This is a genomic window from Bordetella ansorpii (assembly GCF_900078705.1).
GTDB classification, from domain to species: Bacteria; Pseudomonadota; Gammaproteobacteria; order Burkholderiales; family Burkholderiaceae_B; genus Bordetella; species Bordetella ansorpii_A.
Window position 1 is genome coordinate 1011350 of sequence record NZ_FKIF01000002.1, and the last position, 13835, is coordinate 1025184.

At 66.2% G+C, this 13835-nt stretch carries 13 protein-coding genes; 11 read left to right on the forward strand and 2 right to left on the reverse strand.

The window, feature by feature from the left end; genetic code table 11:
• The first annotated feature begins 11 nt into the window (after window positions 1–11).
• Window positions 12–1010, forward strand: a complete 999-nt coding sequence (locus A6745_RS08205; protein WP_066125547.1) for an oligopeptide/dipeptide ABC transporter ATP-binding protein — start codon at window positions 12–14, stop codon at window positions 1008–1010.
• Between the two features lie 27 nt (window positions 1011–1037).
• Here the strand turns inward: A6745_RS08205 and A6745_RS08210 are convergent, their stop codons facing one another.
• Complete coding sequence (locus A6745_RS08210) at window positions 1038–1949, reverse strand: LysR family transcriptional regulator (protein WP_066125549.1); 912 nt, start codon at window positions 1947–1949, stop codon at window positions 1038–1040.
• 130 nt (window positions 1950–2079) lie between these two features.
• Between A6745_RS08210 and A6745_RS08215 the strand changes: the two genes are divergently transcribed.
• From A6745_RS08215 to A6745_RS08250, 8 genes are all read left to right on the forward strand, one after another.
• Window positions 2080–3249, forward strand: a complete 1170-nt coding sequence (locus tag A6745_RS08215; RefSeq protein WP_066125887.1) for a mandelate racemase/muconate lactonizing enzyme family protein — start codon at window positions 2080–2082, stop codon at window positions 3247–3249.
• Between the two features lie 121 nt (window positions 3250–3370).
• Window positions 3371–4573 carry a sensor histidine kinase gene (locus A6745_RS08220; protein ID WP_066125551.1) on the forward strand — a complete coding sequence of 401 codons (1203 nt, stop codon included), beginning with the start codon at window positions 3371–3373 and terminating at the stop codon, window positions 4571–4573.
• Window positions 4570–5124, forward strand: coding sequence for a response regulator transcription factor (locus A6745_RS08225; RefSeq protein WP_066125554.1), 555 nt, complete (start codon window positions 4570–4572; stop codon window positions 5122–5124). Before A6745_RS08220 ends, A6745_RS08225 begins: the two co-directional genes overlap by 4 nt.
• 280 nt (window positions 5125–5404) lie before the next feature.
• Entirely contained in the window at window positions 5405–6319 is a 915-nt protein-coding gene (gene cyoA, locus A6745_RS08230) for a ubiquinol oxidase subunit II (RefSeq protein WP_066125556.1), read from the forward strand.
• A 9-nt stretch (window positions 6320–6328) separates the two neighbouring features.
• Window positions 6329–8311 carry a cytochrome o ubiquinol oxidase subunit I gene (cyoB, locus tag A6745_RS08235; RefSeq protein WP_066125558.1) on the forward strand — a complete coding sequence of 661 codons (1983 nt, stop codon included), beginning with the start codon at window positions 6329–6331 and terminating at the stop codon, window positions 8309–8311.
• Between the two features lie 3 nt (window positions 8312–8314).
• Window positions 8315–8935: a cytochrome o ubiquinol oxidase subunit III gene (gene cyoC, locus A6745_RS08240; RefSeq protein ID WP_066125560.1), complete on the forward strand. Its 621-nt coding sequence runs from the start codon at window positions 8315–8317 to the stop codon at window positions 8933–8935.
• On the forward strand, window positions 8935–9273 hold the full coding sequence (gene cyoD, locus A6745_RS08245) for a cytochrome o ubiquinol oxidase subunit IV (protein WP_066125562.1): 339 nt from the start codon (window positions 8935–8937) through the stop codon (window positions 9271–9273). The genes cyoC and cyoD overlap by 1 nt, the downstream gene beginning before the upstream one ends.
• Window positions 9274–9538: 265 nt before the next feature.
• A complete protein-coding gene (locus A6745_RS08250) occupies window positions 9539–10525 on the forward strand; it encodes a tripartite tricarboxylate transporter substrate binding protein (protein WP_197488115.1) in 987 nt (328 codons plus the stop codon).
• Between the two features lie 60 nt (window positions 10526–10585).
• On the opposite strand, the gene A6745_RS08255 is transcribed toward A6745_RS08250, so the two are convergent.
• Entirely contained in the window at window positions 10586–11332 is a 747-nt protein-coding gene (locus A6745_RS08255; RefSeq protein WP_066125564.1) for an IclR family transcriptional regulator, read from the reverse strand.
• A gap of 100 nt (window positions 11333–11432) precedes the next feature.
• Between A6745_RS08255 and A6745_RS08260 the strand changes: the two genes are divergently transcribed.
• Window positions 11433–12695: a CaiB/BaiF CoA transferase family protein gene (locus A6745_RS08260; RefSeq protein ID WP_066125566.1), complete on the forward strand. Its 1263-nt coding sequence runs from the start codon at window positions 11433–11435 to the stop codon at window positions 12693–12695.
• A 49-nt stretch (window positions 12696–12744) separates the two neighbouring features.
• The gene (locus A6745_RS08265; RefSeq protein ID WP_066125568.1) at window positions 12745–13827 is read left to right on the forward strand and encodes a TauD/TfdA family dioxygenase; all 1083 of its coding nucleotides are present in this window, start codon (window positions 12745–12747) and stop codon (window positions 13825–13827) included.
• Window positions 13828–13835: the final 8 nt, after the last annotated feature.

The following is a 13835-nucleotide window of genomic DNA, read 5'->3' on the forward strand; positions in this document are numbered from 1 at the left end:
AGGAATGCGATATGAATACCCATCTGGACGATCCCGCCTTGCCGGCCTCCTCCGCGCGCGGCACACCGCCGCTTTTCTCCCTGCTCGACGTCGAGAAACGCTTCCCGATCGACGGCGGCCGCCGCAGCGTGCGTGCGCTGGACGGCGTCCGGCTGACCTTGATGCCTGGCCAATCGCTGGCCTTGGTCGGCGAGAGCGGTTCCGGCAAGTCCACGCTGGTGCGCGTCATGCTGGGTCTGGATGAGCCCACCAATGGCCGCGTGCTGATCGAAGGCGGCGAAGTGGGCAGGCTCGATGCGGCGGCGCGCCGCCGATTCGCGCGCGACGTCGCCTATATCTACCAGGATGCACGCGGCTCGCTCAACCCGCGTATGACGGTCGCGGCGCTGCTGGCCGAGCCGATACGCCTGCACCGGCTGCGCCCGGCGGATGCCGTGGACGCGCGCGTGGCCCAGCTGCTGGGCCAGGTGGGCCTGCCCGCCGGCACCGCGCAGCGCTACCCGTCCGAATTGTCGGGCGGCCAGGTGCGGCGTGTGGCCGTGGCGCGGGCGTTGGCCTGCGAGCCGCGTGTGATCGTGGCGGACGAGTCCGTCGCCGGGCTGGATGTGTCGGTACAGGCGCAACTGCTCAACTTGCTGCGCGACCTTCAGCGCGAGCAGCGGATTGCGCTGGTGTTCGTGACGCACGACCTGGGCGTGGCGGGGTATCTGTGCGAGCACGTGGCTGTGATGTATCTGGGACGTATCGTCGAGATGGGGCCCGCCAAGGCTGTCCTGCAGGCGCCGCGCCACCCTTACACTCGCGCCCTGATGAATGCCTTTCCTCGCTTCGGCATGCCGCTGTCCGTCAGCCTGCAGGGCGAGATCCCGAGTCCCGCGAACCTGCCGTCGGGCTGCCGTTTCCGCACCCGCTGCGATCGCGCCAGCGGGCAATGCGCCGAGATCGATCCGCCGCAGCGCGTCGAGGGGGACCGTCAACTGGCCTGCCTGTATCCCCACGCGGCCGCATAGGCCCGACGCCCGACTGCCACGGCGCTTTCAGGTGCTGGCGAGGCCCGCCGCCAACCAGAATGCCTCGGCCGCCGCCGTTTCGGGGGCGGCTCGCCGGTACAGCCGTATTTCCAGCGGGATGTGCCATCCATTGGGCCCCGCCGGCACCAGGCGTGCCGCGTTCAGTTCATTCTCGATCAAGCTGTGGGGCAGCCAGGCGATGCCGCGCCCGTCCAGCGCCATGCTTTTCAACACGGTCGCCAGATGTGCCGTAAACACCGGCTTGCCTGCGGACTGATCCATCTCCTGGGCGCATAACGTGCGCACCAGTCGCCCCAGCCCGGATTCCGCGCTGTACGCCAGGATGGGCAATGGCCCGGCCGCACGCTTGCCCGCCGCCAGATTCCAACGCGGCTTGCCTCCGCGGCCCGGCACGCACACCGGCATCAGCATGTCGGCCCCCACCTGCACCGACGGATACTCCTGCGGCGGCAGGCGCCCCGGCGCATCCGCGTGCGCGTGGCTCAGCAGGAACTGCACGCGCCCGTTCTGCATCCAGCTTTCGCATTGCTGCAGCACGTCCGACGCCAGTTGGATCGGCCCGATCGAGGTGCGCGACTCCAGGCTGCGCAGCCACTGCGGCAGGAAATGCAGCGACAGCGCATGCGTGGCGGCGAAGCGCAGCGTCGCCGACGTGGCCGCATCCACCGCGCGCGCCTCGTCCGGCACGCGTTCGACCCGGGTCAGGATCTCGCGCGCGACGTTGCGGAACCAGGCCCCGGTCTCGGTCAGCGTGGCGGGATGCGTGCCACGGTCCACCAGCACCACGCCCAGCCATTCCTCCAGCGCGCGGATGCGCCGGCTGAAGGCGGGCTGGGTCATGTGGCGCGCCTCGGCGGCGCGGGAGAAACTGCCGGTGGCCGCCAGGGCCTGGAAGTCTTCCAGCCAGGAGAGATTCATGGTCTATGCGCGCAAAGCATGGAAGTAGAGAAAAGCGGCATTGGCCGTCCGCCTGCCGATCGGCCACTATACACACCAGCATCACTGGCCGGCCCCGCCCGGTTTTTCCCGATACCAGGACACGCACACCATGAAGATCGTCGACGTCGTCGAATCCACCCGTCCCATCAAGTCCAACATCCGCAACGCGTACATCGACTTCTCGAAGATGACGCTCAGCCTGGTCGCCGTGGTGACCGACGTGGTGCGCGACGGCAAGCCGGTGATCGGCTACGGCTTCAACTCCAACGGCCGCTACGGCCAGGGCGCGCTGATCCGCGAACGCTTCCGTCCGCGCGTGCTGGAAGCCGCGCCGGACAGCCTGCTGGACGGCAGCGGCAACAACCTGGATCCGCACAGGATCTGGGACACCATGATGATGAACGAGAAGCCCGGCGGCCACGGCGAGCGCTCGGTGGCCGTGGGCACCATCGACATGGCCGTGTGGGACGCCGTGGCCAAGATCGAGAACAAGCCGCTGTACCAGTTGCTGGCCGAGCGCTACGGCGATGGCACGCCCAACCGCGACGTGTTCGTGTACGCCGCCGGCGGCTATTACTGGCCGGGGCAGGGCATCGAAGGCCTGCAGCGCGAGATGCAGAGCTACCTGGATCGCGGCTATTCGGTGGTGAAGAAGAAGATCGGCGGCGCCTCGCTGGCCGAAGACTGCAAGCGCATCGAAGCCGTGCTCAAGCTGCTGGGACCGGGCCAGCGCCTGTGCGTGGACGCCAACGGCCGCTTCGACCTGAAGACCGCCATCGCCTATGCCCGCGAGCTGTCCCAGTACGACCTGTTCTGGTACGAGGAGGCCGGCGATCCGCTGGACTACGACCTGCAGGCCGAGCTGGCCAACCACTACGACAAGCCCATGGCCACGGGCGAGAACCTGTTCTCGATGCAGGACGCCCGCAACCTGATCCGTTACGGCGGCATGCGCCCCGACCGCGACTGGCTGCAGTTCGACTGCGCGCTCAGCTACGGCCTGGTGGAATACCTGCGCACGCTGGACATGCTGAAAGAGAACGGCTGGTCGCCCTCGCGTTGCGTGCCGCACGGCGGCCACCAGATGTCGCTGGCCATCGCGGCCGGGCTGGGCCTGGGCGGCAACGAGTCGTACCCGGATCTGTTCCAGCCCTATGGCGGTTTCCCGGATGGCGTGAAGGTGGAGAACAGCATCGTGCGCCTGCCCGAACTGCCCGGCATCGGCTTCGAGGGCAAGGCCGACCTTTACGCCGAGATGCGCGCGCTGGCCGACCGGTAGGGCGTGAAGCGGGGGGCGGTTCCGCTGGGGCGGGGTGGAGCCGCGTCCGGCGGCGGCCGGCATTCGCCATACAATGGCAGGTCGCGCCCCAATAGCGTCCCGACCCCGTTCCCGTCCCTCCATGCCGTCCGGTAGTTCCGCCAATTCCTTCCTGCGCACGCTGTGCAGCCTGCGCTGGGTCGCCATCGCCGGGCAGGCCGCGGCCGTGCTGGTGGCCGGCACGGTGCTCGACGTGTCGCTGCCGCTTGCGCCCCTGTGGGGCGGCGTGCTGTTCCTGATCATCTTCAATCTGTACGCCACGCTGCTGCCGCCGCGCAGCGAGGAACTGTCGCCGGGCGTGGCGTTCTTCCATTTGCTGGTCGACATCGCGGTGCTGGCCTGGATGGTGGGCTGGAGCGGCGGTATCCACAATCCCTTCGGCCTGTTGTTCCTGGTGATGATCGCGCTGGCCGCGCTGGCGCTGCCGCCGCGCTGGGCCTTCGCCGCCGCGCTGGCCAGCCTAGCGGGCTACGCCGTGTCGGCGGTGTTCGGGCAGCCGCTGGACAGCCCGCACGACCAGCACCTGCTGCTGCTGTGGGGCATCGCCGCGAATTTCCTGATCTCGGCCGGCCTGGTGTTCTATTTCCTGACGCGGCTGGCCGGCGGCGTGCGCGCCCGCGAACGCGAGCTGGCGGCGCTGCGCGAGCGCTTCACGCGCAACGAGGGCATCGTGGCCCTGGCCACGCACGCCGCGGCCATGGCGCACGACCTGAATACCCCGCTGGCCACCATGACGCTGCTGGCCGACGAGATCGCCGTGCAGGCGCAGGGCGACGAGATGCAGAGCGACGTGGCCACGCTGCGCCAGTTGCTGGCCCTGTGCCGCGAGCGCATCCGCAATCTGGCCGTGCCCACGCAGGTCGATCTGGTGCGGGTGGTCAGCCAGTGGAAGCTGGTGCGCCCCACCATCGAGCTCAAGCGCACGGGCACGCTGCCGGCGTCGTTGCGGGTCGAGCCCGCCATTGCCCACCTGCTGCAGGCCCTGCTGAACAATGCGGCCGACGCCGGCGAGGAAGTGGGCGATCCGCGCGTCGAATTACACTTGGAGTATCAGGGGGGCGCGTTGCGCGGCGAAGTGCGCGACCACGGACTCGGCATCGACCCCGACCGGCCCCTGCTGCCGGCCACCGGCCTGTTCCATAGCGGCAAGCCGCAGGGACTGGGCGTGGGCCTGGCGCTCTCTCACGCAACCGTGGAACAACTGGGCGGCGAGATGACCCTGACCGCGGCTGAAGGGGGAGGCACCCGTATCCGTTTCGATCTACCCCTGGAAAGTCCCGCATGAACCCGTCCGGCCCCGGCCTTCTCATCGACGACGACGAACTGTACCTGCGCACGTTGCAGCGCAGCCTGGCGCGCCACGGCCTGGAAACCCGCATCGCCTGCAGCGTGGGCGAAGCCCTGCGCGTGGCCGAAGAGATGCGTCCCGAGTTCGCCCTGGTCGACCTGCGGCTGGGCGAGGATTCCGGCCTGACGCTGATCCGCCCGCTGCGCGCGCTGCGCGAGGACATGCGCATCCTGCTGGTCACCGGCTATGCCAGCGTGGCCACCGCGGTCGAGGCCATCAAGCGCGGCGCCGACGATTACCTGCCCAAGCCCGCCACCGCGCCGATGATCCTGCGCACCCTGGGACTGCTCGATCCGCAGAACGTTACGATTGAAAGCGCCATGACGCCGTTGCACCGCCTAGAATGGGAGCACATCCATCAGGCGTTGTCGGAAACCAATGGCAATGTCTCGGCAGCCGCCCGGCTGCTCGGCATGCACCGGCGCTCGCTGCAGCGCAAGCTGGCCAAGAAGCCCGGCCCCGAGCGCGACGCCGTTCCCCACGATTGATCGCCCGGAGGGATTCCCGGGCCGCCGTCAGGCACGGCCTTCCCGGTTTGCCATTCCCTGACCTGGGACAATTCAGCAGGAAAAAGGGTGCGACCTTTTGTCGCACCGCCGTGAAAGGGACGCTGCGGGGTTTCCCTAGGCTTATGTCCCTTTGGTGCACCAAAATGGTGCCGTTGTGATCGGGCAACTGCGACTTTCTGTCGCATGTGCGCCGCCGCCGAGCGGGCTACCATCCCGGCTTTGCTGCAAGGCAGCACCCTTATCGTCCTCAGGGCCGCCCGTGAAACTCCCCCTTTACGCCTCCACTGCCGCACGCGCGCTCGCCGTCGGCGCCGTCCTGCTGCTGGGCGGCTGTTCCATGGAAATTCTGAACCCGAAAGGGGACATCGGGATGCAGGAGAAAACCCTCCTGCTGACCGCCACGGGCCTGATGCTGCTGGTCGTCGTGCCGGTCATCATCATGACCCTCTGGTTCGCCTACAAGTACCGATCCACCAACACCAAGGCGACCTATTCGCCGAAGTGGTCGCACTCCACCGGCATCGAGATCGTCGTCTGGACCGTGCCCTGCATCATCGTGGCCATCCTGGCCGTGCTGACCTGGAAGAGCTCGCACGCGCTGGATCCCTACCGCCCGATCGAATCCGACAAGAAGCCGGTCACCATCGAAGTGGTGTCCCTGGACTGGAAGTGGCTGTTCATCTACCCCGAGCAGAACATCGCCACCGTCAACGAAATCGCCTTCCCCGTCGATCGCCCCGTCGAGTTCCGCATCACGTCCGGCTCGGTGATGAATGCGTTCTTCATCCCGCAACTGGGCAGCATGATCTACTCGATGGCCGGCATGACCACCAAGCTGCACCTGATCGCCCGCGAGGAAGGCACGTACGCCGGCCTGTCGTCGAACTACAGCGGCGGCGGTTTCTCGGGCATGCGCTTCAAGGCCCACGCCACTTCCGAGCAGGGCTTCGAAGAGTGGGTCGCAAAGGCGAAGTCCACCGGCACCGAACTGACCAACGAGAAGTACGCCGAGCTGTCCAAGCCCAGCGAGCACACGCCGGTCGCCTATTTCTCGAGCGCGCCTCCCGCGATGTTCGATTTCATCCTGAATACCACCATGGCCAAGATCGCTGGGGTCGACTCGCCGTTCTGCACGCCCACGTCCAAGAACCTGGTCGCAGCCGCCTCGGAGTAATTTCAAATCATGTTCGGCAAACTTACCCTCGAATCGGTTCCGTACCACGAACCGATCGTCATGGTCACCCTGGCGGCTGTCATGCTGGGCGGCCTCGCCCTGTTTGGCGCCATCACGTACTTCCGCAAGTGGAACTACCTGTGGACCGAATGGTTCACCACGGTCGACCACAAGCGCATCGGCATCATGTACATCATCGTGGCGCTGGTCATGCTGCTGCGCGGCTTCGCCGACGCCATCATGATGCGCACGCAGCTGGCCGTCGCCTCGGGTGATTCTGCGGGCTTCCTGCCGCCGCACCACTACGACCAGATCTTCACGGCCCACGGCGTCATCATGATCTTCTTCATGGCGATGCCCTTCATCACGGGCCTGATGAACGTCATCGTGCCGCTGCAGATCGGCGCCCGTGACGTGGCCTATCCCTTCCTGAACTCGCTGAGCTTCTGGCTGTTCGCCGCCGGCGTCGTGCTGATGATGCTGTCGCTGTTCGTCGGCGAATTCTCGGCCACCGGCTGGCTGGCCTATCCGCCGCTGTCGGGCCTGGACTACAGCCCCAGCGTTGGCATGGATTACTACATCTGGGCGCTGCAGATATCAGGGTTGGGAACGACACTGTCGGGCATCAACTTCATCGTGACCATCCTGCGCATGCGCGCGCCTGGCATGTCGCTGATGAAGATGCCGGTGTTCACCTGGACCGCGCTGGTCACCAACATCCTGATCGTCGCCGCCTTCCCGGTGCTGGCCGCCACGCTGGCCCTGCTGACCGGCGACCGCTACCTGGGCACGCACTTCTTCACGAACGACGGCGGCGGCAACGCCATGATGTACGTGAACCTGATCTGGATCTGGGGCCACCCCGAGGTGTACATCCTGATCCTGCCGTGCTTCGGCGCGTTCTCGGAAATCATCGCCACGTTCTCGCGCAAGCCGCTGTTCGGCTACAAGTCGATGGTGTACGCCACGGCGTGTATCGGCGTGCTGTCGTTCCTGGTCTGGCTGCACCACTTCTTCACGATGGGCTCGGGCGCGAACGTCAACGCGTTCTTCGGTATCGCCACGATGATCATCTCGATCCCGACCGGCGCGAAGATCTTCAACTGGCTGTTCACCATGTACCGCGGCCGCGTGCAGATGACCACGCCCGTCATCTGGACCATCGGCTTCATGGTCACCTTCGTCATCGGCGGCATGACCGGCGTGATGATGGCCATCCCGGCCGTGTCGTTCGTGCTGCACAACAGCCTGTTCCTGATCGCCCACTTCCACAACGTCATCATCGGCGGCGTGGTGTTCGGTTGTATCGCCGCCATGACGTACTGGTTTCCCAAGGCCTTCGGCTTCAAGCTGAACGAGCGCCTGGGCAAGTATTCGTTCTGGTGCTGGCTGATCGGCTTCTACCTGGCCTTCATGCCCCTGTACATCCTGGGCTTCAAGGGCATGACCCGCCGCCTGAACCACTACGACAACCCCGAGTGGCAGCCTTACCTGATCGTGGCCTGGGTCGGCGCCGTGTTCGTCGCCGCCGGTATCGGCTTCATGCTGCTGCAGATCGCCGTCAGCATCCGCGACCGTGAAAAGAACCGCGACCTGACGGGCGATCCCTGGGGCGGCCGTACGCTCGAATGGTCGATCTCGTCGCCCGCGCCGTTCTACAACTTCGCCCACGAGCCGCAGGTCGAGCACCTGGACCAGTTCTGGGAAGACAAGGAAGCGGGCCGCACCGGCCGTCCGCAGCGTCCCTACACGGACATCCACATGCCGCGCAACACCGGCACGGGCGTCTACATGGGGGCCTTCGGCCTGGCGATGTGCTTCGGCCTGATCTGGCACATCTGGTGGATGGCCATCGTCGGCCTGGTCGGCATGATCGCGTCGTTCGTGGTGCGTGCCTACAGCCGCGACATCGATTACTACGTGCCGGCCAAGCAAGTCGAGGCCATCGAGAACGCGCACTACGAGCGCAAACAGCAACAGCAGGCTGCCTGAGCCATGACGCAAGCGACTACTCTCAATCACGACGTGGCCCACGGCCACGGCGACCACGAGCATCACGACGACGGATCCAAGACCACCTTCGGTTTCTGGATCTACCTGATGAGCGACTGCCTGATCTTCTCGGTGCTGTTCGCGACGTTCGCCGTGCTCTCCAAGGCCACCGCCGGCGGCCCTGACGGCAAGGAACTGTTCGACCTGTCCTTCGTGCTGGTCGAAACGATGCTGCTGCTGATCTCCAGCTTCACGTTCGGCGTGGCCATGCTGAACATGCAGGCGGGCAAGGTGGCCAAGGTGCAAGCCTGGCTGGCCATCACCTTCCTGTTCGGCCTGGGTTTCGTGGCGATGGAAGTCTGGGAATTCCACCACCTGATCACCGAGGGCTACGGCCCCGGCCGCAGCGCCTTCCTGTCGGCGTTCTTCGTCCTGATCGGCACGCACGGCCTGCACGTCACGTTCGGCCTGATCTGGATCCTGATCATGATGCACATGATCAGCCGCCAGAGCCTGGATCCGTTCAACACGCGCCGCCTGCAGTGCCTGAGCCTGTTCTGGCACTTCCTGGACATCATCTGGATCTGCGTGTTCACCTTCATCTACCTGTTTGGAGCCCTTTGATGTCGTCTCATACCGCAGCCGATCATCACGGCGCTGCCCACGCTCACGGCAGCATGAAGCAGTACATCGTCGGCTTCATCCTGTCCATCCTGCTGACCTTCGGCTCGTTCGGCCTGGTCATGACGGGCAACTTCTCGCACTCGGTCATCGTGCCGGGGCTGATCATCCTGGCCGTGGCGCAACTGCTGGTCCAGCTGGTGTTCTTCCTGCACATGGGCCGCTCCGAGCGTGACAACACGCTGACCTTCATCTTCACGATCAAGATCATCGCCATCATCGTCGTGGGCTCTCTCTGGGTGCTGCACAACATGAACGCGAACATGATGCCGGGCATGTAAGCCGCGCATCCCGGTCGGAAGGTTCGATCGCGAAAGCCCTGCACCAGCGATGGTGCGGGGCTTTTTGCATGGGGCCTGCTGACACCAAAAGGAGCCTCGCACCGCCCGCGAGCCCGGCCAGGCGTCGGTATTTACCCCTAGGAATCCGCATCGCCTCCCTATGAGGGGGCCTACGGCACGGATCGGCCTCGTCTCGACAGCGCCGAAAAGCTGTGCCTATACTGCCTCCACAAAATAGACATTATGTCTAAAAATGGAGGAGACGATGAAAACCATCCTGCGCCATGCCGCGTGTACGTTGGCCGCCCTGGCCATTCCCTCGGTCGTGTCGGCCGCGCCCGGCTCGGCCGGCGGCGTCGAATTGCCCGAGCTGATCCGCATCGTGGTGCCGTTCTCGCCCGGCGCCAGCAACGATGTGTTCGGCCGCGCCTTGGGTGAACGCATGTCGCGCCTGTTGGGCGTGAATGTGGTGGTCGAGAACAAGCCCGGCGCGGGCGGCGTGATCGGGGCGTCCGAGGTGGCGCGCGCCAGGCCGGACGGCTCGACGCTGCTGTTCAGTTCGGTGTCTTTCGCCACCAAGGCGGCCACGGAGCCCAAGATGCCCTATGACGCCACCAAGGCGTTCGCGCCGGTGGCCCTGGTGGCGCGCGGCGCCATGGTGCTGGTGGTGGGCAAGTCCACGCCCTACACCAGCGCCAGGCAGGTGATCGACTATGCGCGCGCCAACCGCGGCAAGTTGAACTACGGTTCGGCCGGCATCGGGTCCATCGGCCAGATGAGCACGGAACTGCTCAACGCCCAGACCGGCGCCGAGATGGTCCACGTGCCGTACAAGGGCATCACCAACGCCGTGACCGACATGATCGGCGGGCGCCTTGAAACCATGATCACCACGCCGGCATCGGTCAGCGGCCCGCTGGCGTCCAAGGACATCCGCGCGTTGGCCGTGACCTCGCCCGAGCGGTCGAAGTTTTTCCCTGACCTGCCGACCATCGCGGAATCGGTGCCGGGCTATTCGGTGGACGTGTGGTGGGGCATGTACGCCCCGGCCGGCACGCCGGCGCCGGTGGTGGCCAAGCTGAACGCGGCCATCCGCCAGGCCAGCCATACGCCCGAGATGCAGGCGCTGTTCGCCCGCGAGGCCACCGAGCCGGCCGACATGGACCCGCAGGCCTTCGCCGCCTATACCAACGATCAGCTCGCGCAATGGCGCAAGCTGGCGTCGGAGCGCCACATCGTGGCCAGCGAGTGAAGGCGTGCCGGTGCGGGGCCGCCGCGTGCGGCCGTCCCGCACCGGCCGTCCGGAAGAAGATCAGCCCGGCAGCGTCAGGCCTTCCAGCGCGCGGTACGGCGCCTCGAACAGCGAGACGTCGCCGCCCAGGTCGCGCGTCAACTGCCGGCCCGCTTCCATGACCAGGGGCAGGGCTTGCTCGAACACATTCTTGTCGAAACGGAACAGCGGCACTCCCAGCGAGATCGCGCACACCACCTGCTGGCGCACGCCGAACACGGGGCACGAGATGGCCGCGGTCTCGCTGCGGCGCTCGGACAGCGAGACCGCGTAGCCGGCCTCGCGGATGCGGTCGTAGGCCTCGCCCTGCTCGCCGTTGAAGGCCAGCAGCACCTTGCCGGCCGCGCCTTTTTCCAGTTCGACCTGTTCGCCTTCGCGCACATGCATGATCACCGAGCGCGGTTGCGTCATGCGGTGCAGGCAGATGCGGCGGTCGCCTTCGCGCACGTAGATGGCGGCGGTTTCCTTGGTCTGGCGCACCAGCTCGCGCAGCACGGGCGCGGCGTAGTCCCACAGCCGGAACGACTCTTGATAGAACATGCCCAGGTAGAACGGGGCGGGTCCCAGCATGAAGCGGTTGTCGTCCAGCCGCTTGATGAAACCGAAGTGCTCCAGCGATTCGCAGATACGCAGGATGGTGCTGTGATACAGCCCCGTCGCGTTCATCAGGTCGGTCAGCGTCATGCCCTCGACGCTGTCCTGGAAGGCCATCAGGATCGACAACGCCCGGTTGACCGACGCCACGCCGGGGTCTTCTTTTGCAGCCATGGGTACTCCCGCGAATGCGCCGGACAGCGCCGGCGCGGCGGCACATTGTAAGGTTCTTCAAAAATAGACATCATGTCTATTTTCAGGATAGACTGATTCCATGCAGACAGAAACGAATCGAGACACGCGCCTGCCGCGCAGGCAATTCGACGCCGCCGCCGCCGGTCCGCTGGCTGGCTTGAAGGTGGTGGACCTGTCGCGGCTGGTGGCGGGCAACATGCTGACGCTGCAATTGGCCGACTTCGGGGCGGACGTCGTCAAGGTGGAGCCCCGCGCGGGCGATACGCTGCGCGCCTTCCAGACCGCGGGCGTCGAAGCCTTCTGGAAGGTCTATGCGCGCAACAAGAAAAGCGTCTGCCTTGAGTTCCGCCATCCGGCCGCCATCGAACTCATCCGCCAGATGCTGCGCACCGCCGACGTGCTGATCGAAAGCTTCCGGCCCGGCGTGCTGGAAGAGATGGGCATGGCGCCCGGCGTGCTGCACGAAGCCAATCCTGGCCTGGTCATCGTGCGCATCTCGGGCTGGGGGCAGACCGGGCCGTACCGCCGCAAGCCGGGCTTCGGGACGCTGGTCGAGGGTTACTCGGGCTTTGCCGCGATGAACGGGTTCGGCGACCGCGAACCCGTGCTGCCGCCCATGTTCCTGGGCGACATGACCGCCGGGCTGTACGGCGCCAGCGCGGTGATGACGGCCTTGTGGGAAGTGCGCGTCAACGGTGGGCAAGGCCAGGTGATCGACCTGTCGCTGTTCGAGCCGACCATCTCGGTGCTGGGGCCGCAGGCGGCCAACTTCCGCATCACCGGCCGCGTCAAGGCGCGCACCGGCAGCCGTTCCAGCACCAGTTGCCCGCGCAACACCTATCGCACCTCGGATGGGCAGTGGCTGTGCGTGTCCACGTCCACGCAAAGCATGGCCGCGCGCCTGTTCGACACCATCGGCCGTGGCGACATGAACGGCGATCCGCGCTATTGCAGCAACTCCGCGCGGCTGCGGCACCTGGAGGAAGTCGACGGCATCGTCGCCAGCTTCATCGGGCAGCGCAGCCTGCGGGAGAACCTGGCGCTGTTCGAGGCGGCCGACGTCACGGTGGGGCCGGTCTACGACGCCGCGTCCCTGCTCGAAGACGAGTACGTCGCGCAGCGCGAAAGCCTGGTCGAGCTGGACGACCATGAGCTGGGCAGCGTGCCCATGCACAACGTCACGCCCCGGCTCTCGGGCACGCCGGGCAATTTCTACCGCCCCGCGCCGGGCAAGGGCGAGCACAACGAGGCCTGCCTGCTGCCGCTGGTGGGCGAGCAACGTTACCGGCAATTGGTGGACGAAGGCGTGGTCGTGGTGGCCGGCGCCGCGCAGCCCGCCTAGAACCTGTCGGCCATTGGCGACACACACATCAGCACCGGAGGAGCAAACCATGAGCATGATCGGCAAACATATCGACAGCCCGGGCGCCTGGAAAGGCCCCGACATCGACTGGACCCGCGAGGGCCTGCACGTCCTGTCGGACGGCGAACTGCGCGAGATCGACCTGGCGTTGAAGCACCTGCTGAGCCTGGGCAACCTGGACTTCCCGCAGATCACGCGCGAGACTTTTCCGCTGGACAAGGTGGGCGCGCTGATGGAAAGCCTGCCGGTGCGGCTGCGCACCGGCCGCGGCTTCCTGATGCTGCGCGGCCTGCCGCGCCAGCAGTATTCCGACGATGACATGACGCGCATCTACTTCGGCCTGGGCGCCTACCTCGGCAAGCCGATGACGCAGTCGTACCTGGGCGACATCCTGGGCCACGTCATGGACGTCAGCGACTACGAACCCAAGTCGCGCGGCTACCGCAAGGGCGGCGGCCAGCTGATGCACACGGATTCATGCGACATCATCGGCCTGATGTGCCTGAAGTCCGCGATCTCGGGCGGGGAAAGCCGCATCTCCAGCGCGCTGGCGGTACACAACGTGATGGCCGAGCAGTATCCCGAGCAACTGAAGCTGCTGGCCGCCGGCCTGTTCCTGAAGCGCACCGATGAGGATGGCCGCCGCGCCACGCGCACGTTCAGTCCGGACCGCGTGCCGTTCTTCCATGAGGAAAACGGCGAGGTCACCTGCTATCTGCCCACGGGGTATGCGCGCCTGGCCGAGAAGAGCGGCCAGTGTCCCTTCACGCCGGAAGAGTCCGAGGCCCTGTACCGCGTGCGCAAGGTGGCGGCGTCGCCCGAGTTGTACCTGGACATGGGTTTCAAGGAAGGCGACATCCAGTTCCTGAACAACCGCATGATGGTGCACGGCCGCACCGACTACCAGGATGCGAAGGAACTGGCGGACCGCCGCCATCTGCTGCGCCTGTGGTTCGAGGTGCCCACATGGCCTGCGATGCCGCAGAAGCAGATCTTCCATACGGCGGAGGACCGCCGGCTATGGAGCCAGTACCGCCAGCCCTATGGCGAGATGCCCTCCATCCACTATCGGAAGCTGCTCGAAGGCGCGCACAGCGAGATGGTGGAGTAAGGCGCGGG